The 26,160-nt window shown below is 38.9% G+C and carries 21 protein-coding genes; 6 read left to right on the top strand and 15 right to left on the bottom strand.

Annotation, left to right across the window (positions count from 1 at the left end; translation table 11 throughout):
- Positions 1–52 precede the first annotated feature (52 nt).
- The 6 genes from HWV58_RS05790 to HWV58_RS05765 all read right to left on the bottom strand — a co-directional run bounded on the left by HWV58_RS05790 (position 53) and on the right by HWV58_RS05765 (position 8,750).
- Complete coding sequence (locus HWV58_RS05790) at positions 53–415, bottom strand: hypothetical protein (protein WP_175633186.1); 363 nt, start codon at positions 413–415, stop codon at positions 53–55.
- Positions 416–465: 50 nt separating this feature from the next.
- Positions 466–1,560: an MBL fold metallo-hydrolase gene (locus HWV58_RS05785; protein ID WP_175633185.1), complete on the bottom strand. Its 1,095-nt coding sequence runs from the start codon at positions 1,558–1,560 to the stop codon at positions 466–468.
- A 149-nt stretch (positions 1,561–1,709) separates the two neighbouring features.
- Positions 1,710–3,266, bottom strand: a complete 1,557-nt coding sequence (locus HWV58_RS05780) for a SusD/RagB family nutrient-binding outer membrane lipoprotein (RefSeq protein ID WP_175633184.1) — start codon at positions 3,264–3,266, stop codon at positions 1,710–1,712.
- Between the two features lie 27 nt (positions 3,267–3,293).
- Positions 3,294–6,662, bottom strand: coding sequence for a SusC/RagA family TonB-linked outer membrane protein (locus HWV58_RS05775; RefSeq protein WP_175633183.1), 3,369 nt, complete (start codon positions 6,660–6,662; stop codon positions 3,294–3,296).
- A 202-nt stretch (positions 6,663–6,864) separates the two neighbouring features.
- Positions 6,865–8,019, bottom strand: a complete 1,155-nt coding sequence (locus tag HWV58_RS05770; RefSeq protein WP_175633182.1) for a FecR domain-containing protein — start codon at positions 8,017–8,019, stop codon at positions 6,865–6,867.
- A 143-nt stretch (positions 8,020–8,162) separates the two neighbouring features.
- Positions 8,163–8,750 (bottom strand): RNA polymerase sigma factor, encoded by a 588-nt coding sequence (locus HWV58_RS05765; protein WP_175633181.1) that lies wholly within the window; start codon positions 8,748–8,750, stop codon positions 8,163–8,165.
- Positions 8,751–9,429: 679 nt separating this feature from the next.
- Between HWV58_RS05765 and HWV58_RS05760 the strand changes: the two genes are divergently transcribed.
- Positions 9,430–10,446, top strand: a complete 1,017-nt coding sequence (locus HWV58_RS05760; protein ID WP_039482617.1) for a LacI family DNA-binding transcriptional regulator — start codon at positions 9,430–9,432, stop codon at positions 10,444–10,446.
- A 24-nt stretch (positions 10,447–10,470) separates the two neighbouring features.
- Here the strand turns inward: HWV58_RS05760 and HWV58_RS05755 are convergent, their stop codons facing one another.
- Positions 10,471–11,403 carry a helix-turn-helix domain-containing protein gene (locus tag HWV58_RS05755; RefSeq protein ID WP_175633180.1) on the bottom strand — a complete coding sequence of 311 codons (933 nt, stop codon included), beginning with the start codon at positions 11,401–11,403 and terminating at the stop codon, positions 10,471–10,473.
- 186 nt (positions 11,404–11,589) lie between these two features.
- Here HWV58_RS05755 and HWV58_RS05750 point away from each other — a divergent pair, with 186 nt between their 5' ends.
- Positions 11,590–13,665 (top strand): TonB-dependent receptor plug domain-containing protein, encoded by a 2,076-nt coding sequence (locus HWV58_RS05750; RefSeq protein WP_175633179.1) that lies wholly within the window; start codon positions 11,590–11,592, stop codon positions 13,663–13,665.
- Positions 13,666–13,690: 25 nt separating this feature from the next.
- The gene (locus HWV58_RS05745) at positions 13,691–14,734 is read left to right on the top strand and encodes an HmuY family protein (RefSeq protein ID WP_175633178.1); all 1,044 of its coding nucleotides are present in this window, start codon (positions 13,691–13,693) and stop codon (positions 14,732–14,734) included.
- Positions 14,735–15,178: 444 nt separating this feature from the next.
- On the opposite strand, the gene HWV58_RS05740 is transcribed toward HWV58_RS05745, so the two are convergent.
- From HWV58_RS05740 to HWV58_RS05725, 4 genes are all read right to left on the bottom strand, one after another.
- Complete coding sequence (locus tag HWV58_RS05740) at positions 15,179–15,358, bottom strand: hypothetical protein (protein WP_010602585.1); 180 nt, start codon at positions 15,356–15,358, stop codon at positions 15,179–15,181.
- A 184-nt stretch (positions 15,359–15,542) separates the two neighbouring features.
- The gene (locus HWV58_RS05735; RefSeq protein WP_175633177.1) at positions 15,543–16,127 is read right to left on the bottom strand and encodes a biliverdin-producing heme oxygenase; all 585 of its coding nucleotides are present in this window, start codon (positions 16,125–16,127) and stop codon (positions 15,543–15,545) included.
- Between the two features lie 79 nt (positions 16,128–16,206).
- The gene (locus HWV58_RS05730; protein ID WP_175633176.1) at positions 16,207–16,626 is read right to left on the bottom strand and encodes a response regulator; all 420 of its coding nucleotides are present in this window, start codon (positions 16,624–16,626) and stop codon (positions 16,207–16,209) included.
- A gap of 2 nt (positions 16,627–16,628) precedes the next feature.
- On the bottom strand, positions 16,629–18,842 hold the full coding sequence (locus HWV58_RS05725) for an ATP-binding protein (RefSeq protein ID WP_175633175.1): 2,214 nt from the start codon (positions 18,840–18,842) through the stop codon (positions 16,629–16,631).
- Between the two features lie 149 nt (positions 18,843–18,991).
- Between HWV58_RS05725 and HWV58_RS05720 the strand changes: the two genes are divergently transcribed.
- The gene (locus HWV58_RS05720) at positions 18,992–19,369 is read left to right on the top strand and encodes a response regulator transcription factor (protein ID WP_175633174.1); all 378 of its coding nucleotides are present in this window, start codon (positions 18,992–18,994) and stop codon (positions 19,367–19,369) included.
- Here the strand turns inward: HWV58_RS05720 and HWV58_RS05715 are convergent.
- The 3 genes from HWV58_RS05715 to HWV58_RS05705 all read right to left on the bottom strand — a co-directional run bounded on the left by HWV58_RS05715 (position 19,366) and on the right by HWV58_RS05705 (position 20,807).
- Positions 19,366–20,172 carry a mechanosensitive ion channel family protein gene (locus HWV58_RS05715; protein WP_175633173.1) on the bottom strand — a complete coding sequence of 269 codons (807 nt, stop codon included), beginning with the start codon at positions 20,170–20,172 and terminating at the stop codon, positions 19,366–19,368. The two genes, HWV58_RS05720 and HWV58_RS05715, sit on opposite strands and share 4 nt — an antisense overlap.
- A 17-nt stretch (positions 20,173–20,189) precedes the next feature.
- Positions 20,190–20,342: a hypothetical protein gene (locus HWV58_RS05710; RefSeq protein WP_175633172.1), complete on the bottom strand. Its 153-nt coding sequence runs from the start codon at positions 20,340–20,342 to the stop codon at positions 20,190–20,192.
- A gap of 96 nt (positions 20,343–20,438) precedes the next feature.
- Positions 20,439–20,807: a SpoIIAA family protein gene (locus HWV58_RS05705; RefSeq protein ID WP_175633171.1), complete on the bottom strand. Its 369-nt coding sequence runs from the start codon at positions 20,805–20,807 to the stop codon at positions 20,439–20,441.
- Between the two features lie 133 nt (positions 20,808–20,940).
- Here HWV58_RS05705 and HWV58_RS05700 point away from each other — a divergent pair, with 133 nt between their 5' ends.
- Positions 20,941–22,059 (top strand): alpha/beta hydrolase, encoded by a 1,119-nt coding sequence (locus HWV58_RS05700; RefSeq protein ID WP_175633170.1) that lies wholly within the window; start codon positions 20,941–20,943, stop codon positions 22,057–22,059.
- Positions 22,060–22,206: 147 nt separating this feature from the next.
- Positions 22,207–24,477 (top strand): glycosyltransferase family 4 protein, encoded by a 2,271-nt coding sequence (locus tag HWV58_RS05695; protein ID WP_175633169.1) that lies wholly within the window; start codon positions 22,207–22,209, stop codon positions 24,475–24,477.
- 112 nt (positions 24,478–24,589) lie between these two features.
- Here HWV58_RS05695 and HWV58_RS05690 read toward each other — a convergent pair whose 3' ends face one another.
- Complete coding sequence (locus HWV58_RS05690) at positions 24,590–26,056, bottom strand: glycoside hydrolase family 130 protein (protein WP_175633168.1); 1,467 nt, start codon at positions 26,054–26,056, stop codon at positions 24,590–24,592.
- Between the last annotated feature and the right edge of the window lie 104 nt (positions 26,057–26,160).

Below are 26,160 nucleotides of genomic sequence, written 5' to 3'. Positions count from 1 at the left end.
CACCAGAAGTTTAGTTCAGAAAAAATTCAGGTGCAAATTTAGCATCAAATTATTAAATCCACTCCTTTTCTTTAAAGTTAGTGTGTATAATCTCTACAAGGGTTTCCAATTCACGGAGTTTTACATCGTCGAGACTGCTATTTTTTAAACCTGCTTTATTTTCTCCAAAATCGGCTAAGTTTTGGTTCGACGTAGAAAATTCCTCGGTGTTAACCTTCACCTCTACCGCATTGCCGTTAATATAAACACCGGCAAAAAAACGCTCGGTTATCTTTTCACCGTTAACGGCTATATTTTTTTCACTGTACAGATCGTAGCCTGTTTCAGAATTTTCGTGCACGGTGTAGCCACGTGTAGCGTAAGGCTGCATACCAGCCCTAATGGTTTGAAAGATTTCTACAAGATCGGTTTTCATGATGGTATTATTTTTCAATTAAACACCGTTCCTTAATTATTGTTTAGTTTTTATGCTTCCAGCCACCATTTTTCTGTTGGCATATGCTCGTTTAAAATTACTGTTTCGCCTAAGCGTGGGGTAACCAGGGGCAAATGTTTAACAGCAGCCGCTTCTACTACTCTTTTAACCGGTTCGTTCCACGGGTGCATGGCGAGGCTAAATTTCCCCCAATGCACCGGCATTAAAACTTTTGCCTTTAAATCAATCGCTGCCTGTACCGTATCTTCAGGAAACATGTGTATGTAAGGCCAATAGGCATTATACTGTCCGCATTCTAATAAAGCCAGATCGAATGGCCCATAGGTTTCGCCAATTTGGGCAAAATGTGTATCATAGCCTGAATCGCCGCCTAAAAACAGTTTATAATTAACAGTCTTCAGCACGAAGGCCGACCAAAGTGTTTGATTGCGTTTAAATTTCCTTCCTGTAAAATGCCTTGCCGGAACAGCAGTTAATTCGAGCTTCTCAAATAGCGTTATCGATTGGTTCCAGGCCAGTTCGGTGATTTTATCGGCTTTAATTCCCCATTTTTCTAAATGCTCGCCTACGCCAAGCGAGGTAACAATTGTTTTTGCAGCGGGTGCAATGGTTAATATGCTCTGATAGTCGAGATGGTCGTAATGATCGTGGGTAATTACCAGCACATCAATATTTTTAAAATCAGCTGCTTTTACCACATCGGTACCCGGAAAGGCCTTGCTGCCAATAAAAGAAAATGGCGATGGTGCTTTACTAAAAACCGGGTCGACTAAAACGCGTAATCTATCAACTTTGATTAAATAGGAAGAATGGCCAAACCAGATAATTTCGGGTGCATCGCTTTTAGCTTTGGTATCTAAATCAGGTTGATTAAAGGGAAGTGCCTGTTCGGGTATTTTATCTGGATGCTTTTCGAAAAAGAAGGCTTTTAAAATGGTAAAGAAACTCACACCTTCGGGTTGCATAGGCGTAACGGAAAGATTTTGCAAGGCTCCCTTACTATAATTAGGCAACTCTTGGGTTTTGGCCAGCCTTAATCCTCTTGGTAAGCGACCAAAAACAGGCAGATTTGTTATTACTAAAAATGCGATAACGAGAAAAAGTACTATATATAAGGCTATCATGTTATTTATAAATCGAAGCAAAATATGAATATGCTTTTATAAATATAATACTGTTAAGATAAATGACGTATGGATTACTTGTGCCTTAAAACAAAAAAGTTCTCCGGTTTTAGTGCCGGAGAACTTTTTTAAATTGGTTTGAGCGCGTATTATTTTAAAAGCCACATGGCCTGGTTTACATCGTCGTTACCACCATACTGACTGGCAACTGCGGCTGAAAGGTTAGCCGAATTGTAGTTCAGTTCGTTTGAAGGATACAGCCATCTTAAAGGAAAATTAGTAGATGGGGAATTTAAGTTGGTTGTAGAGTTAAGTTTAAATACCGGATAACCTGTTCTTCTGTTTTCGAACCAACCCTGGTATTTGTTTCCCTGCAAAAAGCTGGCTACATATTTTTGTGTAATTACCTGTGCTATTTGTTGCTCGGTGGTTCCTGTTAAAGCCACTGTAGCAGGAAAGGCATCGATATAAGCCGCATCCATTTTCATGTTATGGTTATAGTCGGCCAAATCAGGGGTATATTGTGCTATAAACTTCATTGAGTTAGTAATACCGTTGGCATAATAAGTTTGCGCCGGTGTACCTGTTATCCAGCCACGAATAGCAGCCTCAGCCAGGATAAATTGTAAATCCCAATAGTTAAAAACACCTACAGGCTCTGCATTTACAAGGTTTACATAACGGGCGTTAATATCGGCATAATCTTTATTCACCCTTCTGGTTTGCAAACTCGAAAACGAATCGGAAGGCTCTACGCCAGGGTAAGCTGCCATATCGCTTTGCGAAACACCGGCAGTAATTTTAACCGGCGATGGTTTGGCATAGTAAAAAAGCCTTTTATCGTTAGCTGCTTTTAAAGGATCAAGCAGCACGTTGGTTAACATGGTATAATTCGATTTAACGAATGAATTACCCGATCCGGCAGGAACGTCGCTCCATGGATAATTCTGTCCGGCAGTTGCATTGTAAGCCAGTGCAAAATTATCATTGTAATCGCGCATTAATGGGCGGTTAGCTACAATATCTTTAAAGCGTTCAATCACTTTCAAATCGGCATCTCCTGTTTTTTTATGGAGATTGATTAAAACGTGTAACTCAAAACTATTGGTTAACCTTCTCCATTTGTCGGTACTGCCGGCAAAAATAGGATCTCCTTCAAAAGTTGCTCCCGATGCAAATAAGGCATTGGCCTGATCGAGTTCGTTCAAAATACCCAGGAAAACTGTTTTTTGGCTATCATATTTGGGTTGTAATACCGCATCAGACTCTCCTTTAACTGCATCGGTGTAAGGAATATCGCCAACCTGCATGGTAGTCATAAAAAACTGCCATGCCCTGATAAAATGGCCCAATGCCTGATAGGATTTTTTCAATCCATCGCTGGTGGCATAATTCTCCATTGGGGTAATATTACGCAAGAGGGTTATCCGACTAAAATCTGTACGGCTAATTTTGTTGTATTGAAAGTTCTCCTGCCCTTCTCCCCAGGTAAGATATTTACCCAGTAAGAATGGCTGCATAAATGATTTGGTACTGCTGATATCGCCACGTGTAATATTTAAGATCATACCGGTAGCCAGCATAGCCGAGTTTACCTGGGTAGTTGCATTTGGATTGGTATTAATATCTTCGAACTTGCTACAACCGTTACTTAATAGTGCCAATGCAGGCAATAATAAGCTATATTTTAAAAATTTACTTTTCATAAAATCTTCTTTAAAAACAATAAATAACTAGAAACCAACCTTAACGTTAAAACCTACCATTCTCATAGATGGCGAGTTTAGGTTCTCGGTATCAACATCGGGATCTGAGTATTTGAAATTGGTCCACATAAACAGGTTCTGCCCTGTTAACGAGAAAGATGCATTCTTTAAGCCTAGTTTGCTTGCTGTTTTTGACGGCAAACGATAACCCAATGAAATTTCGCGCAGCTTTACAAAAGATTCGTTCTGTACCCTTCCATCGCCACCACGGTACCATTGTGCATAATCCTGGTAACCAATTGGCACATCATTTACTGCATATTTACGGGTATCGCTGGTAATCTGACCATATTTATCATAAGTAACACTGCCTGATACCACCTTAACACCCTGGCCTACGTAATTATTTTGTCCTAATACTACCTGATTGTAACGGTATTCGTTATCTGTTTCGGGAGCGGTGCCAGAATCGAACATTTTATCGTAAATGTAATTGTACATTAAGCCACCAATACGGCCATCAATATTAATGCCTAACGACCAGTTTTTGTAATTGAAATTATTGATAAAACCAAAGCTAAAATCGGGTTCACCATAACCTAATTTCTTTACGTAATCGCTCCAAACCGGCAAACCGCTTTCGTGTATTACATTACCTTCAGGGTCTTTAAGCCAGTAATTATCGGTATAGGTATCTAGCCTTTCACCTTTTTTAACCCATAAATTATCGGCCGAATATACCGGATCGAGATTTACGTAATAGCGGTGCTGGTTAGACCAGTTGATAGTAGAATTCCATTCGAAATCTTTATTGCGGATTACTGAACCATCAACTGTAATTTCAAGGCCTCTTCTTTCGTAAGTTTCCTGTGTATTAACCAAAGTTGATGAGAAACCCGATGATGAAGGAATTGAGGTACTTACCTGCTGGTTGTAGTAATATTTATTAAAATAAGCTACATCAAAATGCAAACGTTTTTTAAATAAATAACCCGCAGCACCGATTTCGTATGTTCTTTGCGAACTTGGCAATAAGCTATTACCCAATAACGAAGACGGATAACTGGCAGAATTTAAAGTATTCCATGCGGCAGTTGTTGTGCCAAAAGTTCGGTTGTTGGCATATACGCTCAAAGCAGTTTTAAATACAGCCCACGAACCACGGATTTTGAACATATCGATTACCTTAGGCAGTTTTACCAATTCTGAAACTACGATACTCGAACCAATTGACGGATAAAAATAAGAACGAGATGCTTTTGGTTGTGCAGAATTCCAGTCGTTTCTACCCGTAAAATCAAGGAAGATGGCATCGTTATAACCTATAGAAGCCCTGCTATACAAACTGTTGATCTGTCTGGTGCTATACCCCTGCGATACTGTAGGTGGCTCTACCGAACCAGCTAATGAATAAAAAGTTGGCGAAATTAATCCGTTTTTAGTTGTTCCACTTAACGATTCGTCAATGTAATAATAAACTGTTCCACCTGCCAAAGCATCGATTGTGAACTTGTTTAGTTTCTTCTTATAGCTTAGGATTACATCATCGTTGGTACTGAAACCTTTTGCATCCTGAATAGAATACATTCCTCTGGCATTCCAGCCACTACCGTTTACAGCACCACCACGGGTAGAATATATGTTGGCAGTTGGATTGCGGAAGGTTGTTTTATTGTTGTAGTTATCGTAACCTAATCGTATCAATAAACTAAAATCGTTGTTGATCTGGTAATTGGCTGTAACATTGGCATTCAGCGTATTGGTTTCGATACCATTTAATTTTTCATTCGCAATTAAATACGGGTTATCGTACCAGTTGGTGTACATCCAGTTCTGTGTTTTGTAAGGCACTTTCCAGTAATCTTTGTAATCTCGTATGTCATATTCAGTACCTGTCCACATAATTAACTGGTACAAATAGCCCTGGTTATTATATCCTCCGCCCCAAATTTGGTCGGCCCAGCGGCGACTTACGCCCATGTGTCCTTCCAGTTTAAATTTATCGCTCAGCTTCATCTCTCCTGCCATGGTTAAATTTACCATATTCAGGTTTTGGTTTGGAAACTGGCCTTTATTGTAAATATCGTTTAAACCAATCCTGAAACTCCCTTTCTCGCCAGTTTGGGCAATGCTTACATTGTTGTTAAGAATGATGCCGCTTGACATAAAGTTCTTCAGGTTGTCTTTACCTTTAGATACCAAAGGCATATTATCTTCAAACTGTTTGGTAACCGGGTTCCAGTCTCTGGCAGTTTTACCGACATCAAGTTTGGGTCCCCAAACGTAATCGTTATCAATAACGCCGTTCTGTCCCCTGCCGTATGAGCTTTGCACTTCTGGTATGGCCAGGTAACCCAGCGAGGTCATTGTATTACTGTTGATATCGATTGAAAATCCCTTACCTGCAGGGCCTTTTTTAGTAGTAATTAAAAGTACACCACCCGCAGCCCTTGAGCCGTATAAAGCCGATGCCGTAGGACCTTTAAGCAGATCGACACTTTCAATATCATCAGTTGGTACATCTCTTAACGACATGTTACCATAAGGTACACCATCAATTACCAGCAAAGCACTTTCGCCCCGTAACTCAATGGTTGGCCTGGCGTTAAACTCCGTTGAGTTTTTGATTACCAAACCTGAAACCCTTCCGGTTAATGAAGTAGCAACATCTACACCTTTAACGGTTTGCAGATCTTTACCCGCTACTTTTTGTACGGCATAACCCAACGATTTTTCTGAACGTTTTATCCCCAGAGCTGTAACTACCACATCTGTTAATTCGGTTGTGGCAGCTTGTAAAGAAATCTTATAATCACGTTTGCTGTCAATAACAATTTCTTTGGTAGTGTAACCAATAAACGAGATAATCAGCGTGGTACCCACGTTGGCATTAATTGAAAAGTAACCATTAGCATCAGTTAAAGTTACGGACTTCGTTTCTTTAACCATTATGCTTGCGCCAACAATAGGCAAGCCATTTTCGTCTGAAACCTTACCACTAATCGTTTCGAAAAACGGATTTGAGATCAGCTCATTTTTTTTTCTGAGTACAATTGTTTTATCAAATATTTTGTAGCTCAGTAACTGATTTTTGAGGCATAAATTAAGCACCTGCTCAAGTGGCGCATTTTTCACATCGATGCTTATATTGTGTGCATTTTGCAGTTCAAGGTTATCGTAAAGAAAAACGTATTGGGTTTGTTTTTCTATCGATTTAAATATCACTTCCATCGAAACATTTTTTTGTTTCAATGTGATGTTCTGACTATAAACACTTGCGCTTACCTGGCACAGACAAGCGAATAAAAATAGTGCGGTTAGCTTCATCACCAATATTAATTGTGTGGGCTTACGCCGGATTAATGATCCGGGCATAAAAAATGTACTAAAATTCATGATTGAATTTGGGTTTAAAACATAATTGCTTAGATAACTTATTGTGTCCCTGCTGCAGATTAGCTGGCGCAGGTTTTTAACCCACTCATTGCAAATAAAGTGGTACGAACACTTTGCATTGCTTTTAAGCGGATTGAAATCGAATGTCTGGAGTATTATATCTTCATATGCTGCACTTTATAGTTTGATTTGGTTTGGTTATTTATTTAGGGTTCACTGTAATCTGATTGTATTCTACTTTGCAATGAATACCACTGTAAGCCAGCATTTCGACTAATTTTGCTATACTCACATTTCTAGGTATTTTGCCTGAGTATTGTTTTGCCGGAATTTTGCCATTGTAGATCACCTCTGCATCATACCAGCGCGAAACCTGGCGCATCACTGATGGGAGATCTGACTTTTCGAACTGGAAGTAGCCATTTTTCCAGGCAACTACAGCTTCGAGATCTGCTATCTCATTTACTGCAATACCATCAATTTTACCATTCAGGCTAGCCTGTTGACCAGGTTTTAAAAGTGCCTTTTTATTGCCACGTTTAATTTCAATGCTTCCTTCGAGCAAGGTAGTACGCTGATAAGTTTCATCAACATAGGTGTTTACGTTAAAATGAGTGCCCAGCACTTTGATATCAGATTGATCGGTATGAACAATAAATGGCTTTGTTTTATTTTTAGCTACTTCAAAGTACACTTCACCAGTAACTTCTACCTTACGTTCGTTGCCAACAAAAGCAGAAGGAAATTTAACCGACGAGCTTGCATTAAGCCACACCTCAGTACCATCTACCAGAATTAAATGGTATTGGCCACCGCGTGGGGTGCTTACTGTGTTGATGGCTGCTGCTTTTGCAGTTGTGTTACCCGTAAACCTATAAAGCAACTCACCGCTTTTCGTTTTAATTACCTGCACCCCCGATTGGTTTGCCACTTGCCCATCAGCAGTTTTATTAAGTATAACCTGAGAACCATCGGCCAGTTGCAGTACTGCATTGTTGCCTCCCGGAATAATTGGTTTTGTATTTGTTTTAACTGAGGTAGCCAAAACGGGAGAGCGATCGCTTTGGTTGAAATAGCTATATGTACCCGCAATTAAAGCGATTAAAATAACCGCCGCTTTAAAAAACAGTGCATAATTTAATTTAATCTGCTTAGGTTTTGGTTTATCGACATGGTTTATTCTAGCAGTTACCCGATTTAAAATTTGTTTTTTGACTTCAATATCTGCTAGCTCATTTTGTGTTAAATCAGCACCATCAATACGCTCGTACCACTCCTCTACCAGCTTTTTTTCGGCTGGTGTGGCAGTTTGGTTATTGTATTTTCCGATTAAATATTTGATTTCGTTCGTATTCAAAATAGTGGCTTTTATATGTGTATACGGTTGCCTGGCATAAAGTACCATGGCATTATTATTTTTTTTATAAATAAATGCTAAACCCTGCCTATAACCTTATTAAAGGCATTATTACCGGTTATTACGCAAAAAGAAAAGTGAGATTATAAGTGTTTCGCAATAAAAAGAGCCAGTAAAGCCAGCGAAGAATCATAATCCTTAACCCGGGCACGCAGACGCTGGTAAGCCATTTGCAACTGGTTTTTGACGGTTTGTTCGGATAACGACAAATCTTGCGCAATTTGTTTGATGGAGAGATCGTCTTCCCGTTTAAGCAGGTAAATTTCTTTCATGCGCACCGGCATCCGCTCTACTTCGGCATCGATAATGGCTTTCAGTTCTTTTTCTAAGATGGTATTTTGCGAATGCACATCGGATGGAGCTACATTTGCTGTTACACTTACGGCATATTTTAAGCGTACGCTGTCTTTTTCGTAAAGTTTCAGGATTTTGTTGCGAAGGATCGCAAATAAATAAGCCAGCACACTACCCTCGGCATCCAATAGTTCGATCTTATCCCACAAGCTTACAAATACATCCTGAACCAGATCCTGTGCCAGCTCGGTGCAGTGTACCTTTTTATAAGCTTGTTTGTACAGCGCATTCCAATAAGCATCGAACACCAGGTTAAATGCTTTATTTTTGTCTAATTTGACCAGAAGAAAAAAATTACTTTCTAATGCTTTGTACATAAACAATCTGGGATGACGGTTAAGGTTTTTAAGGTGCGCCAAAGAAATAACATCACTATTAACCTAATGTTAAATTTATTAAATTATTTGGTACGATACAGTTAAATTAAAAATTTACAGCTACAAAAAAAGGACAATTGATATAACGGAGTGATGATTGTTTGGCGTAAAACGGGCTTCTACTTATCCTTTTGACGTATTGGTTATCTATTTGGTTAAAAATATATTGCTTCACAAGATAGCAATTTCTGCAACAATTTATCCTGTTAAAAAATGCTTAAAATTTATACCTTTGAAAAGGGTTAACATATAGCTTAGATAACTTATTGTTTCCTGCTTGCAGGAATAAACCCGATTTAACGAGGAGTGGTACGAACACTTCTCGTTTTTTTTTAAAACACCCCTCATTACAAGGGGCATTTCTGTTAATCATTGGGGGTGTTTCTTTATACACGCCGACACTAATAATATGCTAAAACCATTTTTTAGTCCCCGCGAGTTGCTTTCTATCTATAAATTTTATATTATTAAGTATTAATCAGGCAATCTGTTTTGCGGCCCGAATGTATCGATATTTAATGCTTTGAAGAAAAGATTTGAAAGAAAAAAACAACGCAAACGTTTGATTAATTTTGTATTATTACATATTGAAGAAATTTAATGTAGTTTAGCACTTAGAATGCAATCGAAACCAACAACCATAAAGGAAATAGCCAGAATTTTAAACATCTCACCCTCAAGTGTATCGAGAGGGCTGCATGACCATCCGAGCATTGGAGCAGTAACCCGTGAGAAGATTAAACAGCTGGCCAAGTCTCTGAACTATGAGCCTAATAATGCGGCTATACTTTTTCAAAAAGGCAAAACCTACACTATTGGTGTAATTTTACCCGAACTTTCTGAACACTTTTTCTCTATTGCCATTTCTGCAATAGAAGATGAAGCGATCAAGAAAAACTATACGGTAATTTTTGCGCAGTCGCACGATAACTACGAACAGGAAGTAAAACTGGTAGAAAAAATGAAAAACCAACGGGTGGATGGTTTACTGGTATCCATCAGTAAAGACACCTCTAAGTTCGATCATTTTGAAAAATTAAATTCTTTCAATATTCCCGTAGTGTTTTTTGATCGGATCCCTCCTTTTAAAAATGTACACTATGTAGCTTGCAGCCTCGAGAGCGCAACCATTAAGGCGGTAAACTACCTGCTTAAAAAAGGACACAGAAGTATTGGTATGATTAACGGACCAAGTACCCTGTATGCCAGCGAAGAGCGTAAAGATGGTTACATGCAGGCCATTACCTTTAACCGTTTAAAGTTCGACCCTTCTTTAGTAGTAAACTGCGATTTAACAGAAGAAGGCACCATCGAAGCTGCCGAGCAGTTTTTAAACCACAAGAGGAAACCAACCGCGATTGTTGCCTTTAACGATTATGTGGCTTTATTTTTAATCAAGTATTTTAAAAAGTTAAATGTAATTAACGATTTCGATGTGGTGAGTTATGCAAACCTGCCTATTATCAGTTACCTGGATAATTCGCCGGTTGCTTCGGTAGAACAATACCCTTATTTACAAGGACAAAAGGCTGCTAATATCCTGCTGGATCTGATTCATAGCCCGGTTCCTGAAAATCAGGCTTATTACAATACCATTGTAGAATCAGACCTGATTATTAATGAGGTTAAAGAATAGTACAGGCAAACGTTTGTGCTATAATTAATGCTTATTTAAACTACCAGGCAAAATCTCGTACTGTTTTTTAAAGGCAGCAATAAAATGCTGTGCATTTTTATAACCTACCAGAAAAGCGACTTCATTAACTGTTCGCTTTTCTTTAGCCAGGTAATAATGCGCTTTTTCCATTCTGATTTTATACAGATAGCCGAATACCGTATGGCCGGTTAGCGCTTTAAAACCTTTTTTAAGTTTAAAATCGTTAATGCCGGCTTTGCGCGAGAGCTCAATTAAAGAGCTGGGCTTTTGCAGGTCGCGCTCTACCAGTTGCCGGGCATAAATAATCTTCTTTAAATCTTCTTCCTTTAAAGTAACCCGCTGCTTCTCAATCTTTTGGTTACTGTGGATCACAATCAGATCAAGCATGCGGGCTTCCAAAAACAAACGCTTTACCCGTCCCGAATGATTGGCCTGACTTAAGCTTTGCAAAATTGAGTTCACTTCGGGTGTTATAGGTTCTCTTAAAGACAAAAGTGTATCCTGATGGAAATCGCGTCCCATTGCTTTCTGAAAATAGGTATCGGTTAACTGGATATATACCAAATTTGTTTTCTCTGTAATCCGGAAAGTAATATGATTGATCTTCCCCAGGTTAATATTTTGCTGGTTTTTAGTGAGCGATAAAAAATTTTGTGCTTCCTCTCCTGAAGGGGTTAAGCTCCCGCTTAAGCAAAACAACAGCCCAATGTGCGCTTGTGACGATTCAAAGCATAAATCTTCAGGTTGATCACTTTCAAGCTCTACCAAACTGATGTGAATGCCTTCGAACCACATTTCCTTAACATCTACATGCGTATGTGGTGTTTTAATGGCAATCTCTGTTTCCTCTATATCCTTTAAGCCTGCAAAATTTGCCGGATAAACATTCTTATAGCATACCGTTCCTTTAGCCTTTACTGAGCGCTTAATCTTCATTGATAACTTGTTTGTTTTAATTCTCACTTATGAGACTTACATATACTGTTCAGGGATATAAAAAGCCTCATCCCCACCTCTGCTTTCTATTTAATCCGTTTCGCGGCATTAATTATCCGTTTAACGTTATCTCCTTTGAGTGATAATGCACAAATTTGCACAATTATTTATAATTAGTCTAAATAAATGAGAATATATTTATCAATTGCCTTATCGCTTTGTGGATTTGTTACTGTGGCTCAAGAAATTAAAGTTGATACCGCAAAGGCAAATGATTTAAAAGATGTGGTCGTAACCGGGCAGTACGGGCCGCAAACACTACGCAATTCTGTTTACAATGTACGCACTATTACTGCCGAGCGGATAAAGCTTAGGGCAGCCACCAATGTGCAGCAAATTTTAAATACTGAACTGGGCTTTCGCTTTAGTAACGACTTAACCCTCGGTACGACGGATATTCAGTTAATGGGTATGACGGGCAGAAACGTTAAGATCCTTTTAGACGGTATACCTATGGTTGACCGCTCAGACACGCGCGAAAGTTTAAACCAGATTGACATTAATACTATTGAGCGGATTGAGATTGTTGAAGGGCCAATGTCTGTGGTATATGGTGCCGATGCTTTGGCAGGGGTTATCAATATCATTACCAAAAACCCGGGAAAACGATTGCTTAATCTCTCTGCACGGGTACAGGAAGAGACTGCTGGCGACGAGTACGAAGCACTCTCCGGAAAAGGTAACCATATTCAGAATATTACTGCCAGCTGGAAAAATAACCACTGGAGTGTACTGGCAGGTTTTACACACAATGATTTTGGCGGATGGAATTTAGCGGCAAAAACGGCTACAATAGATGAAGTTAATGTGATTACCAACCGTTGGAAACCTAAAGAGCAGTTTTTGGCTAACACTAAACTTGGTTATCGTAATAATAATTTTAGCATTTGGTACCGTTTGGATGGACTTAAAGAAGATATTGATGTTCGTGCCGGATTAAACCCCAACAATTATAAAGGCAGGCTGCAAACCTACACGACCCACCGCTATACCCAACAATTGCAATCGGAATATAAAATCAGTAATAAGCTACAGTTAGCCGCAATTGCAGGCTTTACTAATCTAGATCGCGCAACCAGAACGGTAATACATGACTTTACGAACAATACGGAAGAATTAAGCACCGGAGCTGGAGAACAGGATATTGCCAAATTTAACTCTACTAATTTTAGGGCTACAGCTATTTATGTACTTAATCAATCGGTAACCTTTCAGCCTGGTTTCGAATACAGTAGAGATGCAGCCAGCGGGCAAAGGATTAATGGATCGCCAGTGATTAACGATTATGCCACTTTTGTTACCGCAGAATTAAAGCTAACAGACAAAATAAACCTGAGACCGGGCTTAAGATTCATTAAAAATTCTATTTATGATGCTCCTCCGGTAATTCCATCTTTAAATGCGAAGTTCATTTTAACCAAAGACCTCGATTTACGTTTAGCCTATGCCAAAGGTTTCCGTTCGCCGGCGTTAAGGGAACTATATTATGATTTTGTCGATGCCAGTCATAATATTTTAGGTAACCCTGATTTAAAGGCGGAAGAATCTAACAGTTTTAATGGCTCACTGGTATGGTCGGGCATTCAGGAAAAAGATATTGAATTCCGATCTACTTTAACCGGTTTCTACAACCTGGTTAAGAACAGAATTGAATTTGCAACTTCTCCAACTGATAATTCGGTAACGACCTTAATCAATGTGTCGAAATATAAAACTGCAGGTGGTACTTTGGATAATGTACTTATTTTTAAAAAGAATCTTCAGGCTACCCTGGGCCTGTCCTACATTGGCCGTTATAATGATTTAAGCGAGAACAATAACCTTTCTACCCCTGAATTTGCCTGGGCTACAGAGCTAAACTCAAACATTAGCTATACTTTTCCTAAACTACGTGGAAGTATTAGCCTGTTCTACAAGTATACTGGTAGTTTACCAAGCTACCAGCTGAGTACAGAAAACAATGCCAGTACAGCAAAGCTGGTAAAAATTGGTGATTTCCATACCGCAGATTTAATGCTCAGCAAAAACCTCTTTAAATCGCTTACCATTAATGCAGGCGTAAAAAACCTATTCAATGTTACTCAATTAACCAATAGCTCAACGGCAAGCGGTGGTGCACATAGCACCGGTGGCGCTACTGTTCCTTACAGTTATGGACGCTCGTATGTATTAGGATTAAGCTATAACTGGGAGAAACTTTAACAAAAACAACATAATTACAATAAACATGAATAAATTAAACTCAATGATTGCAATCGCTTTTTTAGCGGTAACCTTTACAGCCTGTAAAAAGAACACTGAAGAGCCTATAGTTGTAGTACCCCCTTCAGATGGAAGTACTTTAACCCTTTCCGGTAAAACAGCTGAATCTAATTATACCAATATTGTATATGTAGATTTTAGTGCTGACAAGCAAACCGCTGTTGATAGAAAAAGTTTCAATATTGGTTTAACTTCTGACGGTAAATTTAGAGTTGTTTTAAATCCTTCTTATCAAACTACAGCAACTGCTACTTCAAAAACCGACATTAATGCAGTAACACTGGCCGATCCGGGAACAGCGGTTAATTTAAACCATGATATAACTGATCCACTTACTGTATCTCTGGTTGATTACTGGGATGGTGACATTGCCAAAACAGCTTTTGCAGAAGTAAGTGCAACCGAATCAGAAAATAAAGTGTACCTTCTAAGCTATGAAGGAAATAAGGATAAAGATAAATGGTTCAAGCTAAAAGTAACCCGTAATGGTTCTGGTTACAAAATACAGTATGCAAGATTAGGTGAAACCACCATCAAAACACTGGATGTAGCCAAAAGTTCAGACTACAACTTAGTATTTGTATCCTTAGAGAACAACAAAATTGTGCAGGCAGAGCCGGTTAAAGCAAGTTGGGATATTTCATGGAGCTATAGCACATATAATTCAGGCTTAGGATCACCATATTGGTTTCAGGATTATGTTGCCACTAATAACTTAGGTAATGTTACTGCTGCAAAGGTTGCTACAACAACTAAAGCTTATGCTGCATTTGCGGAATCTGATGTTGCTAGTCTTACATTTTCAGCAGCAAGAGATGTAATAGGTTCTTCGTGGAGAACTTCACCAAGTCAGGCCGGAGTCGGTGGTAGCGTTAAAACAGATGTGTTTTACGTAATTAAGGATTCAGCCGGAAATGTTTACAAATTAAAATTCAACAGCTATATCTCTGCTGATGGCGGTGAGCGTGGTAAACCGGTAATTGAATACAAACTGATTAAAAAAGGATAAAATTGAGTAAATACTCAATCAAATAAAAAATATGTTTTGTTAGTTGGATAGATGCTCTCCGCGATGGGGAGCTTTATCTTTTTATAGGGGGCAAGCTCCAGCAAAAAAAATGAAATATGCGTCTTGCTGAACTTGATTCAGCATCTCTTCAATAATACAGAAGACATGAGGAAACATCTGTTAGGATATCCAGGTGTTTAAGCCCTATCAAACAATCTATAAAAGGGGGCCTGAAACGAGTTCAGGAAGACGACCGAAATAGCACTTGAATAATTAAGAATACATGATGATATATCTTTCTGGATATACGTGTATTTAAGCCTATCAAACAATCTATACAAAAGATCCTGAAACAAGTTCAGGAAGATGGCCGAAATAGCAGGGCTTAAACGCAAAAAGGGCTCTGGCGTACCAGAACCCTTTTTGTTTCTTACTCGCGAAATATTATTTGCCAGAGTTTTTCTTGTCAGTTACTTCTGCACGGATTTCTTGTGCTAAAACTTTAAGATCTTGCATTGCTTTACGCACACGAGTACCAGCAGCTGCATTGCCAGCATTATAAAATTTTTCTACATCTGCTTCAATCGCAGCAACAGCAGCTTTAACTTTTGAGAATTTTTCCATCGCTAATTGATGTTTTTAAGGTTTAAAAAATTTATTTTTTTCAATTATACATATTTACCTTGAATTTACAACAGAAAGCAAATATTAATTTAAAATAAGTTTTGCACATTTACACAAATAAAAAAAATGCCCTGGCACTATTGTAGACGTATTTTTTCGTTTTTCGTGATTAAAATTCAGCGACTTAGTTAAATTGCTTAGCCAGGTTAATGAGGTTATTAAAGGTAAGATTGGCGCTTTTTATACAAGCTTCATAATCGGCCTCAGCAACCCTTTTATTGAGTATAGAAATAAAGGTTTTCCATTTTTCGCTTAATTCTTCGCCATAAACCCCATAGTAATTTAAGCCCTCTTCGTGCCCTTTAAAGTGCTTATTGGCTAAAATATGGCGTTTAATTACGTTTCCGCCTAATGTAGCCCCTTCAAGCACGTACAAGGCACCCAAAACTTCACCGGTTTTTTTCTGTGGAATAAAGAGTTCGAAATCCAGGCCTGGCAGTGTTAAATTATCAATCTGCCAGTAATTAAGATCTTTTTCTAGGGCAGTGAGTTTTAGCCTGCTGTTCATATCCAATTCGGCGGCTATGTCTGCATCAAGCATATTGCTCAATTCGTTTTCGAGCTTCTGGTGGATGATGTAATTTATAGTTAATAGTTTTTTATATTGTTCTACACTTAAAGTGTTATTCATTATTTCATTTACGAACATTAACGATTCGAGCGCTTTGTGGTTGGCGGCCGTTTCGGTTCTCAATAAACTGGCAATCATAAGGTGTATTTAAGTAAAGTATTAATAAAAGAAGAAAGATCCGGCTTTTACCACCGGATCTTTTAATACAATTGTTTTGCTAATTTAACCTGAGGTGTTGATTAAACCAAAAATCGTGCACCGAGTGTACGCATTTTACCAGATTATTGTAGCCACTGGGTTTGGTTAAATATGCATTGGCACCAAACTCCATCGAAGCTTTTACATCTTCCGGATTATCGGAGGTAGAAAACAAAATTACCGGAATGGATTTGAGGTAAGGAATATCCCTGATAAATTTCAATAAATCAAGCCCCGATAAGCCTGGCAGGTTTAGATCGAGTAAAATCAACTTCGGTTTAATTTTACTGTCGGCAAAACTCTGCAGCTTCAATAAGGCCTCGCTCCCATCTTCTACAATTGTAAGGTTCAAAGTCTCTTTAACTTCCTGCACTGCACTCTGCATAAAGAATGCGTAATCTATATCATCCTCTACGTAAAATATATCTGGTGTTTTCATTTTTATCTGTTTTTAAATGCTACATAAAAGGTCGAACCAGCATTAATCTTACTGTCGAACCAAACCCTTCCGTTATGCCTTTCCACAACCCTTTTAACTATAGCCAATCCTACTCCTGTCCCTTCAATGTCTTTTACATTGTCCATGCGTTTAAACAATTCAAAAACCCTATCGTAATACCTATTATCAATCCCTATACCATTATCTTTAATGGCATAAATGGTTTCTTCTCCATCAACATGCCCCGATATCTCAATTCTGGGTTTATCGACCGTTGATGAGTATTTTACGGCATTGCCAACTAAATTGGTAAACACTTGCGCAATCATCGTCCTATCTCCCTTTAAATTAGGCAACTGACCTAAAACCAGTTCGGTTTTATCTGCTTTAAAGGCATTCCAAACTTCGGCTTCTATTTCCTTTAACAACAAAGGCATGTCAACTGTTTCAAAATTTATATCCGAACGTCCTACTCTGGCTAAATTTAAAATCTCCTTGATCAGGAAATTCATTTTATTGGCACCATGCAAAATGCGGTCGAGCATCTTCTTGTCGTTATCATCCACACTTTTGTTTTTAAGCAACAGTTCGGTATATGTCTTAATCGAAGTTAACGGAGTTCTTAGATCGTGCGAGATGGTATAACTGAAGGTATCCAGCTCTTCGTATGCAGCCTGTAGTTTCTCGTTAAGCAGCCTGATCTCGTTCGCTTTTTTATTGATATCGGTAATAATGATCTCACGGATACGCAGTACTGAAGAAATTTCTTCGGCGCGCCACTTTTCGGAGGTATTGTTTACCACCTGCGACCAGGTTTCGAAAGATTTTCTGGGCGATAGATTTAATAAACCATTTTCATCAGGACTTACCGGTTTCTCAGGATTACCTGCCCAGTTAACAGTAGTAATCTGTTCGGGTTTAAACCAGATAATCATTTCGCCCAATTCTTTATTTAGGGTACACGATAAAATACCCGATGCAATCTCTTTATATTTTTTAGCCGGAGAATGTATTTCTGATAAACGATGGGTGTAATAAATAGACTCATCGGTGGTTTTCTTTAACCAGTCGGCCAGTTCCCGAATGTCCTCATCAACCGGCACTTCGCCAATGGTTTTGAGTTCATTTTCGAAAATAATGGCTACTCCGGATGCCGTTGTAGCGTCTAAAATTGTTCTTTTATGCCCTGTAATGGCTTCAATTAAATACTTATCGCGTGTTAAATGCTCTGAAAGCACATTGGCCGTATTTTTAAACAGCTCAACAACTTCAGCCTCTTCTTCTTCCTGGCGGTATTCTAAGGCCGACGACAGAATTTGTCCTACCAGTTTAGAACCTTCACGCGCTTTATAATCGATAAATTTCGGGCTATAGTTGTGGCAGGCAATTAATCCCCACAATTCGCCATGCGAAATAAGCGAAATGCTAAAACTCGATTGAACACCCATGTTTTTCAAATACTGAACATGTATAGGCGAAACAGCCCTTAATCCGCCATTGGTTAAATCGAGTGGTTCATTTTCTTTAAAGGTTAAAATAGGTGCATCGAGCTTATTTACATCGGCAATTAAACGTGTGAGATTCAGTTTGTACAGCTCACGTGCCTGTTTTGGTATATCGGAAGCAGGATAATGCAAGCCAAAAAACGGCTCTAGATCAGGCTCTTTTTCTTCAGCAACTACTTCACCATGACCATCGTCTAAAAACTTGTAGATCATGATCCTATCGTAATTGATCAGTTTTTTAACCTCGAGTGCTGCACCCCTTAGCAATGTAGAAACATTCTTTCCCTGCAGCATGGATGATGCCGAGCGGCCAATCGAACTTTGTATATCGTATTGCAGCGTTACCGGTTCGAATTCCAGCAACCAATTGTTAGGCGATGGAGAAATGATCAGGTAAAAAGGATTCCCATCCAGCTCAACCGGGTGCGGACTAATGGCATCGAAATTATCGCGGATAATACCCAGTTTAAGCAGATCTTCTATATTAAATTCAGGATCTTGCTGCCTAATAAATGTATTAACCACGGCAAGAGGTTTATTTAACAGGTTTTTAGCCTGCTCATTAAAAAAATCTCCTGCATTTTCGCTGATGTAACTTATGGTAAGGTCTTTTTTAACAACGGCTATCAGAAAACCATGCGACTGAATTTTACCAGGAATGTGAATCGGTTCTTTATCACAATTGGTTAAGTCGACAGAAAATTTATTCATATATTATAGATAAGACAAACGTATTTGAATTTACGAATTAACAAATATTAGTTTATTTTTTAGCATGATGTACGAATTCTGCAAATTCGGTTTTAAGGATTGTTTTTTATTCTATATTTGTTGCAACTAATAAAAAAAGCATCCCTATTTTGGCAAAAAAAAACATTTTGGTTATCGAAGATAATCATGCAATCCTTGATGTTATTACCCTGATTTTAGAAAGCGAGGCCTTTAATGTGGCCGGTTTAAACAAAGGTGCAGACTTCATCAGCCATGTTCACGAATTTAATCCAGACGTGATTATTATGGATATTATGCTGCCAGACACCGATGGAAGGGAACTTTTGAAGGAAATTAAGGCTACCGATACTACACAGCACATTCCGGTTTTAATGATTTCGGCACGCTATAATGCAACTAATTATACCCTTGATGGAATTGAAGCTGATGATTTTATGGCCAAACCTTTTAACATCGACGATCTGATGGATAAGATTTATGCCTTACTCAAAAAAGGAGTAAATTAGTCAGTTGTTCCGGGTAATTTTATTCCGCCTAGTTTTAGGTTTTTCATCAACTCCTGCTGAAAAGATAATTTTGTATCGGTAAAACCATGTGCATTTACCCAGATATTGAAAATCACTTTATAACCGCTTTCTTCTAAAAGCGATACCCCTATTCTTCGTTCGGGCGTTTTTAAGCAAGCCTTAAATTCATCTACCGTTTTGTTAAAAACCCCAACTAAAAGCTCGTAATCTATTCCGTAACTAAACTTCATTTCAATATCTACCCGTCTGCTGCCTTCTCTGCTAATATTGATAATGACTTCGTTAGATAATTTTCCATTCGGAATAACTACCGTACGGTTATCGAAAGTTTTAACTATGGTATAAAATATCTGGATTGATGTTACTGTTCCTTCCTGCCCTTGTGCAATAATATTATCGCCTACCATAAAGGGCTTAAGCAATAAAATAAGTACACCGCTTGCAAAATTCTGCAAGGTTCCGGATAAAGCCAAACCAGCTGCAACGCCTATACCACCTATCAGTACGGTTAAAAAGGCAAGCTGAATACCAATGATCTGCATTACGGTTAGCACCAGTAAAATGCGGAGAGTAATCAATACTAAACTGGTAAGAAACGGACGCAACGATGGGTTTACATCTTTGCGGTGCATTCCGTTTTGCAACCATTTGCCCAACAGTTTAATAAACCATAGCCCTAAAATGAATAAAGCAATACCCAATATTACAGATGGTCCTCTGCTTATAATCCAATCGAAAGCTTTATTGTAAAAACTATTTAGGTTATCGGTGTCTAATGTCATAAAACTGGTTCAAAAAATTACGGTTTCCTATGTTTTACCGGAGTGTCTTTAGTTACCTCTACTTTTTTGGCATCCTTGGCCGATGTTACTTTTTCATCGGCTCCTTTTGCTTTTGCATTTTTCGGCGCTGTAGCCTTGCTACTTTCAGCCGGCGTTTTTGAATTTTTCATCCGTTTCAATTTATTTTCAATTGTGATGAAGCTACCAGATTTATTCATCCCAAAGTATGGTTTAAAAAATCATAGAGGTTTCATAGCTAGTATTTATTAATCGTTGCTGAGTAACCAGGTTTTGGCTGCTTCAATTTCATCGGGTTTAAAACCTTTAGAAGAACCGGGGGTGGCTACAGTAAAAATATCGGTAAACCACTCCACTCCTTTTTCGGCAGTTACAACAGCTATTTTTTTCCATTTGGTAAAATTTTGTAGTCCTGCTTTGGCATCCTGCACCCAGGCACCTGCTGTAAAATTTTTAACATCGGTATCTAAAACGAGTAAATACCTGATTTCATTAAACTTATCGGCGGTTCTTTTAAGGCCTGGCAGCAAAACATGTTTAATATCTTCGCTGGTTACTTCACCTGTGGCCCTTACCCCAAAAACCTGATCGGGTAAGCCCGTAATTTCTGCTAGCATATTTTTTTACAGTTAGAACACCTTAGAAGTTAAAGATGTTTGGATTTCGATCAGATTCTACAAAGTTGTAAGGCTGTAAAAACTCTTAACTCATTCATACTGTTATAGAAGCAACAGAAATAAAATTAAACTCATGAAAATCAAACATTTAAAAAATACAGCATTTTTACTTGCGGGTACAACGTTGCTTTGGGCTTGTAGCAGCGATACCAAAACGGGTAGTACGACCGATACTACCTTAACTGATTCGGCTGCTGTTACCAGTTTAAAACCTGCTGGTCCACCACCCGAATGGGGCAAAACCATTAAACCTGAAATGCAAACGGTTATCGAAAAATTAGCCAGTTATGGTGATAAGCCCCTCGAAACATTAAGCGCTACCGATGCCCGCAAAAACCACACACCTACGGATGCTGTTATGGATCTGGCTGAACAAAACCACATTAGCGTGCCTGCCTCCAAAGTAGACACTACCGGAAAAGATATAACTGTCAACGGAGGAAAGATACATCTGCGGATTTACACCCCAAAAACAGGCAATGGACCTTACCCACTTATCGTTTATTACCATGGAGGTGGTTTTGTAATTGCGAACCTCGATGTGTATAATGCTTCGGCCCAGGCTTTGGCAGAACAGGTTGGGGCGGTTGTAATTTCGGTAGCTTACCGTTTAGCGCCCGAAAATAAATTTCCGACGGCGCATAACGATGCTTTTGCAGCCTACGAGTGGGCGATTAAAAATGCTTTTGATTTAAAGGCCGATCCTGGCAAAATTGCTGTAGCAGGCGAAAGTGCCGGAGGAAATTTAGCGGCCAATGTTTCGATAATGGCACGCGATAAACAGATTATGATTCCGGTACACCAGCTTTTGGTTTATCCCATTGCACAGGCCAATATGAATACCACATCGTACAAAACATACGAAAAGGCCAAACCTTTGAATAAAGCCATGATGGGCTGGTTTACAGAAAAATATTTAAACACGATGATTGAAGCCCAGGATCCTGCAATTTCGCTGGTAAATGCCAACCTAAAGGGCTTGCCCCCAACAACTATTATTACCGCCGAAATAGACCCGCTGCAAGATGATGGAGTAATACTGGCTGATAAACTTAAAGCCGATGGCGTTAAAGTGGCAAGTAAAAATTACGATGGTGTAACGCACGAGTTCTTCGGAATGGCCATTGTTGTTCCGGAAGCTAAAGCTGCACAGGCTTACGCTGCAGAACAGTTAAAAGCAGCTTTCAAATAATTATTTTTTATAAAGCGGGTGTATTTTCCCGCTTCCTATTTGGCTCAAAGCGCTACTTGGCTTGTACTTGTTTTCATTCATTTATCGAAAGCACAAACTATTTAGGCTTAGCCATGTTATTTAAATACTAATCTACCCGAGATAACTATGAAAATTGCCTACATTTCTACTTGTCCACCCCGCGAGTGCGGTTTAGCAACATTTAACCATAACCTGGTTACCGCTTTAAGTTTAAATGCAGATTATGATCCTCAAAAAAGCTTTGTGGTTGCCCTAAACGAATCAGATAATATCCATGAACATGCTTATGGCAAAGAGGTTAAATTTGTTATCCGACAGCAAAATCAGCAGGATTACATTGAGGCAGCCGATTTCATCAATAATAGTGAGGTAGATACCTGTATTATAGAACACGAATTTGGGATATATGGCGGTAACAGTGGTGTATTTCTGCTATCGTTGGTTAACAGGTTGAAGAAACCCTTTATCATCATTTTACATACGGTTTTAAAAGAGCCTAATTTTATGCAGCTTACCATTTTAAAGGAGCTTGCATTTAAAGCTGCTAAAATTATCGTGATGAGCAAAAAAGCAGTAATGTTTTTAACCAGTATTTACCAGATTCCCAAAGCATCTATCAAGCTAATAGAACATGGCGTACCTGATTTAGAGCCTATCGTAAATAATGAAATTACGCAGAGCAGCTTATTTAAGGGTCGCAAAGTTTTATTTACATTCGGTTTGATTAGTCGCAATAAGGGCCTGGAAACGGTTATAAAGGCACTCCCCGAAATTGTAGCTCAACACCCTGAAGTTTTATATGTAATTTTAGGCAATACCCATCCCGGCGTGGTTAAACACAATGGAGAAGAGTATCGCGACAGTTTAAAAGCCCTGGCAAAAGAACTGGGCGTAGAAAACAATATTGCTTTCGTCAACAAATTTGTATCCGAAAGCGAATTGCACCAGTATTTAACCGCCTGTAGCATTTACATCACCCCTTATTTAAACGAAGCACAAATTACCAGTGGCACCTTATCTTATGCCATCGGTGCAGGCGCTGCCGTGGTTTCTACACCCTATTGGCACGCTCAGGAATTATTGGCCGACAACCGGGGCAGGTTGTTTAATTTTAAAGATGATACCCACCTCGCCGCCATCGTAAATGAATTATTAAGCGATAACGATACCTACCAGCAATTAAAGCAAAATGCTTACGCTTATGGCTTAAACTTGCGCTGGCCTGCTATTGGCAATGTATATCTTAAGGCTTTGCAAGACGCATTAAACGCTGAAAAGGAACCGGAAAGAGCTATTCCGCCAATTATAGATGTAGAGCGGATGCCTGCCCTTAATCTTAGCCATATTGCATTATTAACTGATGATACCGGAATCATTCAGCATGCGCGCTTTGGCGTACCGAACCTAAAAGAAGGCTATTGTATTGATGATAATGCTCGGGCTTTGATCATGTCGCTTATGGCTTGCGAGTATGACAAGAACCCTAATGCACTGAAATTTATGCCGGTATACCTCAGCTTTATTCAATACATGCAGGTGGAGGATGGCAATTTCCGCAATTTTTTAAGCTTTGACAGGCAGTATCTGGATGAAATAGGTTCCGAAGATTCCTTCGGGCGTACCATCTGGGCACTTGGTCACTTAATTTGTAGTGCCCCCAACAATTCTTACCGTGAGTTTGGACGCGAGCTTTTTTGGCACGCGGTTCCTCATTTTAAAAATTTGAAATACATCCGCGGAAAAGCCAATACGCTAATTGGTTTGTCGTACTACCTGTGCGCACATCCGGGCGATGAGCTGATTATCAATGAAATTAACCAGCTGGCCAATGCAATAATAAGCGCCTATCAGCAAAACAAAGATGGTGACTGGCACTGGTTTGAGGATATTCTAACTTACGATAATGCCATTTTACCCCTGGCGCTGCTACACCATTACGAAGTTACCGGCAACGCGGCATCATACAAAACAGCAATGGAAAGTATTGCATTTTTAAATACATTTTCTTTTCAGAATGGATACTTAAACCCGGTTGGAAATGCCGGATGGCTTAAGAAACATGGTAAAAGCCCGGTTTACGACCAGCAGGCTATAGAAACTATGGCCATGGTATTATTGTATGCCAAAACTTTCGAAATCACTAAAAATGATCAGTATTTAAGTTTAATGCACACCAGCTACGAATGGTTTCTGGGAAAAAACAGTCTGCATATTCCGCTATATGATTTTGAAACGAATGGTTGTGCCGATGGCCTGCAGTTTAACAGTGTAAACAGAAACCAGGGTGCAGAAAGTACATTAGCTTACTTCATTTCACATTTGGCTATACTTAAAGCTGCCGAGGCAGAATACGAAACTTTATCATCGCCTCTGGTTGAGGCTGATAAGTGTAGTTAGGTTGATTCTACCAATTAACCTTCTACCCAGATTGCATCAGTTCACACAATCTTGCTTCGCGGTGACGGATTCATTGAAGTTTCGAAGCAGGATATATTGGCTCGCCAATAACTTAATTATTCTCCAATAAGCGATCTAGTAATAATTCTAAATTTACGGTAGCAAATGAAGAACTGTAATCCGATAATCCGTAAGGAATGATCAGTTCGCCATTACTGATGATGGACCCACAAGAATAAACTACATTGGGTACATAACCTTCGCGCTCATCGCCATTGGGTATAATTAAAGGTTCTTTTAAATGACCTATTTCTTTTCTTGGATCTTCAAGATCGAGCAGACTTGCGCCAATACAATACCGCCGCATAGGGCCAACACCGTGCGTAATTACAATCCAGCCTTTTTCTGTTTCAATTGGAGAACCGCAATTTCCGATTTGAACCAGTTCCCAATCATAACGTGGCTGTTTTAATAAAATCGGGTTTTCCCAAACGTTAATTTTGTCAGAAAACATCAGGTAATTGTTCCAGCCATCAATACGGCTCATCATCACAAATTTTCCGTTAATTTTTCGCGGGAACAAACCCAGGTTCTTGTTCTGGGCACCATCGCCGTACAGGGGAATAACTTTGAATTCGTAAAAATCCTCTGTTTGTACCAGTTTAGGAATGATCAGGGAGCCATCAAATGCAGTATAAGTGGCATAGTATAAAACCTTGCCATCCTCTCTTACAAATTTTACAAAGCGGGCATCCTCAATGCCTTTGCGTTCAAATTCCGAGATCGGAAAAATAACGCGGTCAGAAATATCGGTGTCTTTCGAAAAACTGATGGTATGATAAGTATCTGAAAGCCAAAGCACTTTATCATATTCAATTAAGCGTTCCGGATTTTCTTTATTCAGACTTTTAGAATCTTTGATGAGATTGCTTAAACTGGTGTATTCAAATTTATCGTCGAGTTTTGCTTCAATTTCTTCCAAAACAGACGGATCGATCTGTGCATAAGCAGCCTTTTTTAAAAATAGTTTTTTAGCATAAATGGCATTCTTAACCACCTCGGCCTCATCTACATAATTACCTACAGGCAAAACCTGAATATTGTTGTTTTTATCAATTAAAGCCCGGCGGAAGACAATGGAAGATATATGCCCTTCTCCCACAGCCCTAAAACTGATGATTACCCTTTTCTCTCCCTCAACCAGATCGGTTTGATCGGGATCTTCGACTATGCTTGGATTAAAAAAAGCAGCCGATTCGATCGAATATTCGTGTGTAAAGTAAGCGCCAATCAGCAAGCGTGTATATTCGTCAATATGCTCGAACGAGGTACCAAGTGCGGTAAACTGCTTCTTCAGTTTTTTACAGTGACGCGTTAAAATTTTGGTTATGTTTCTATGCCGTTTAGAATATTCCTGCAATATTGGCGATACCAGCGAGAATACTTTTTCATCAGAAAACAGCAATACTTTTTTAATTACTTCTAATGCGCGTTCCTCTCCGTTAAAAAAAAACCGGGCAATAACTCTTTTAGTATCAGGATAAACCTTAACTGGCTTACGTTCAATATATAGTCTCATTATTTATTTATTTGGTGGTAATTAAACAATTGGCCTCCCTTACCTGCAACTTTATATTAACTAAATTTACTACTTAATTGTTTATATTATTTATCAGTTTAATC

Origin of the sequence: Pedobacter ghigonis, assembly GCF_903166585.1 — a bacterium.
Lineage (GTDB): Bacteria > Bacteroidota > Bacteroidia > Sphingobacteriales > Sphingobacteriaceae > Pedobacter > Pedobacter ghigonis.
The sequence above is the reverse complement of the archived record's forward strand: the minus strand, read 5'-3'. Positions and strand labels throughout refer to the sequence as shown.

Coding starts and splice junctions, on each gene's coding strand:
- HWV58_RS05790 (WP_175633186.1), bottom strand. CDS start 415: ATGAAAACCGATCTTGTAGAAATCTTTCAAACCATTAGGGCTGGTATG.
- HWV58_RS05785 (WP_175633185.1), bottom strand. CDS start 1,560: ATGATAGCCTTATATATAGTACTTTTTCTCGTTATCGCATTTTTAGTA.
- HWV58_RS05780 (WP_175633184.1), bottom strand. CDS start 3,266: ATGAAAAGTAAATTTTTAAAATATAGCTTATTATTGCCTGCATTGGCA.
- HWV58_RS05775 (WP_175633183.1), bottom strand. CDS start 6,662: ATGAATTTTAGTACATTTTTTATGCCCGGATCATTAATCCGGCGTAAG.
- HWV58_RS05765 (WP_175633181.1), bottom strand. CDS start 8,750: ATGTACAAAGCATTAGAAAGTAATTTTTTTCTTCTGGTCAAATTAGAC.
- HWV58_RS05760 (WP_039482617.1), top strand. CDS start 9,430: ATGCAATCGAAACCAACAACCATAAAGGAAATAGCCAGAATTTTAAAC.
- HWV58_RS05755 (WP_175633180.1), bottom strand. CDS start 11,403: ATGAAGATTAAGCGCTCAGTAAAGGCTAAAGGAACGGTATGCTATAAG.
- HWV58_RS05750 (WP_175633179.1), top strand. CDS start 11,590: ATGAGAATATATTTATCAATTGCCTTATCGCTTTGTGGATTTGTTACT.
- HWV58_RS05745 (WP_175633178.1), top strand. CDS start 13,691: ATGAATAAATTAAACTCAATGATTGCAATCGCTTTTTTAGCGGTAACC.
- HWV58_RS05740 (WP_010602585.1), bottom strand. CDS start 15,358: ATGGAAAAATTCTCAAAAGTTAAAGCTGCTGTTGCTGCGATTGAAGCA.
- HWV58_RS05735 (WP_175633177.1), bottom strand. CDS start 16,127: ATGATTGCCAGTTTATTGAGAACCGAAACGGCCGCCAACCACAAAGCG.
- HWV58_RS05730 (WP_175633176.1), bottom strand. CDS start 16,626: ATGAAAACACCAGATATATTTTACGTAGAGGATGATATAGATTACGCA.
- HWV58_RS05725 (WP_175633175.1), bottom strand. CDS start 18,842: ATGAATAAATTTTCTGTCGACTTAACCAATTGTGATAAAGAACCGATT.
- HWV58_RS05715 (WP_175633173.1), bottom strand. CDS start 20,172: ATGACATTAGACACCGATAACCTAAATAGTTTTTACAATAAAGCTTTC.
- HWV58_RS05710 (WP_175633172.1), bottom strand. CDS start 20,342: ATGAAAAATTCAAAAACGCCGGCTGAAAGTAGCAAGGCTACAGCGCCG.
- HWV58_RS05705 (WP_175633171.1), bottom strand. CDS start 20,807: ATGCTAGCAGAAATTACGGGCTTACCCGATCAGGTTTTTGGGGTAAGG.
- HWV58_RS05700 (WP_175633170.1), top strand. CDS start 20,941: ATGAAAATCAAACATTTAAAAAATACAGCATTTTTACTTGCGGGTACA.
- HWV58_RS05695 (WP_175633169.1), top strand. CDS start 22,207: ATGAAAATTGCCTACATTTCTACTTGTCCACCCCGCGAGTGCGGTTTA.
- HWV58_RS05690 (WP_175633168.1), bottom strand. CDS start 26,056: ATGAGACTATATATTGAACGTAAGCCAGTTAAGGTTTATCCTGATACT.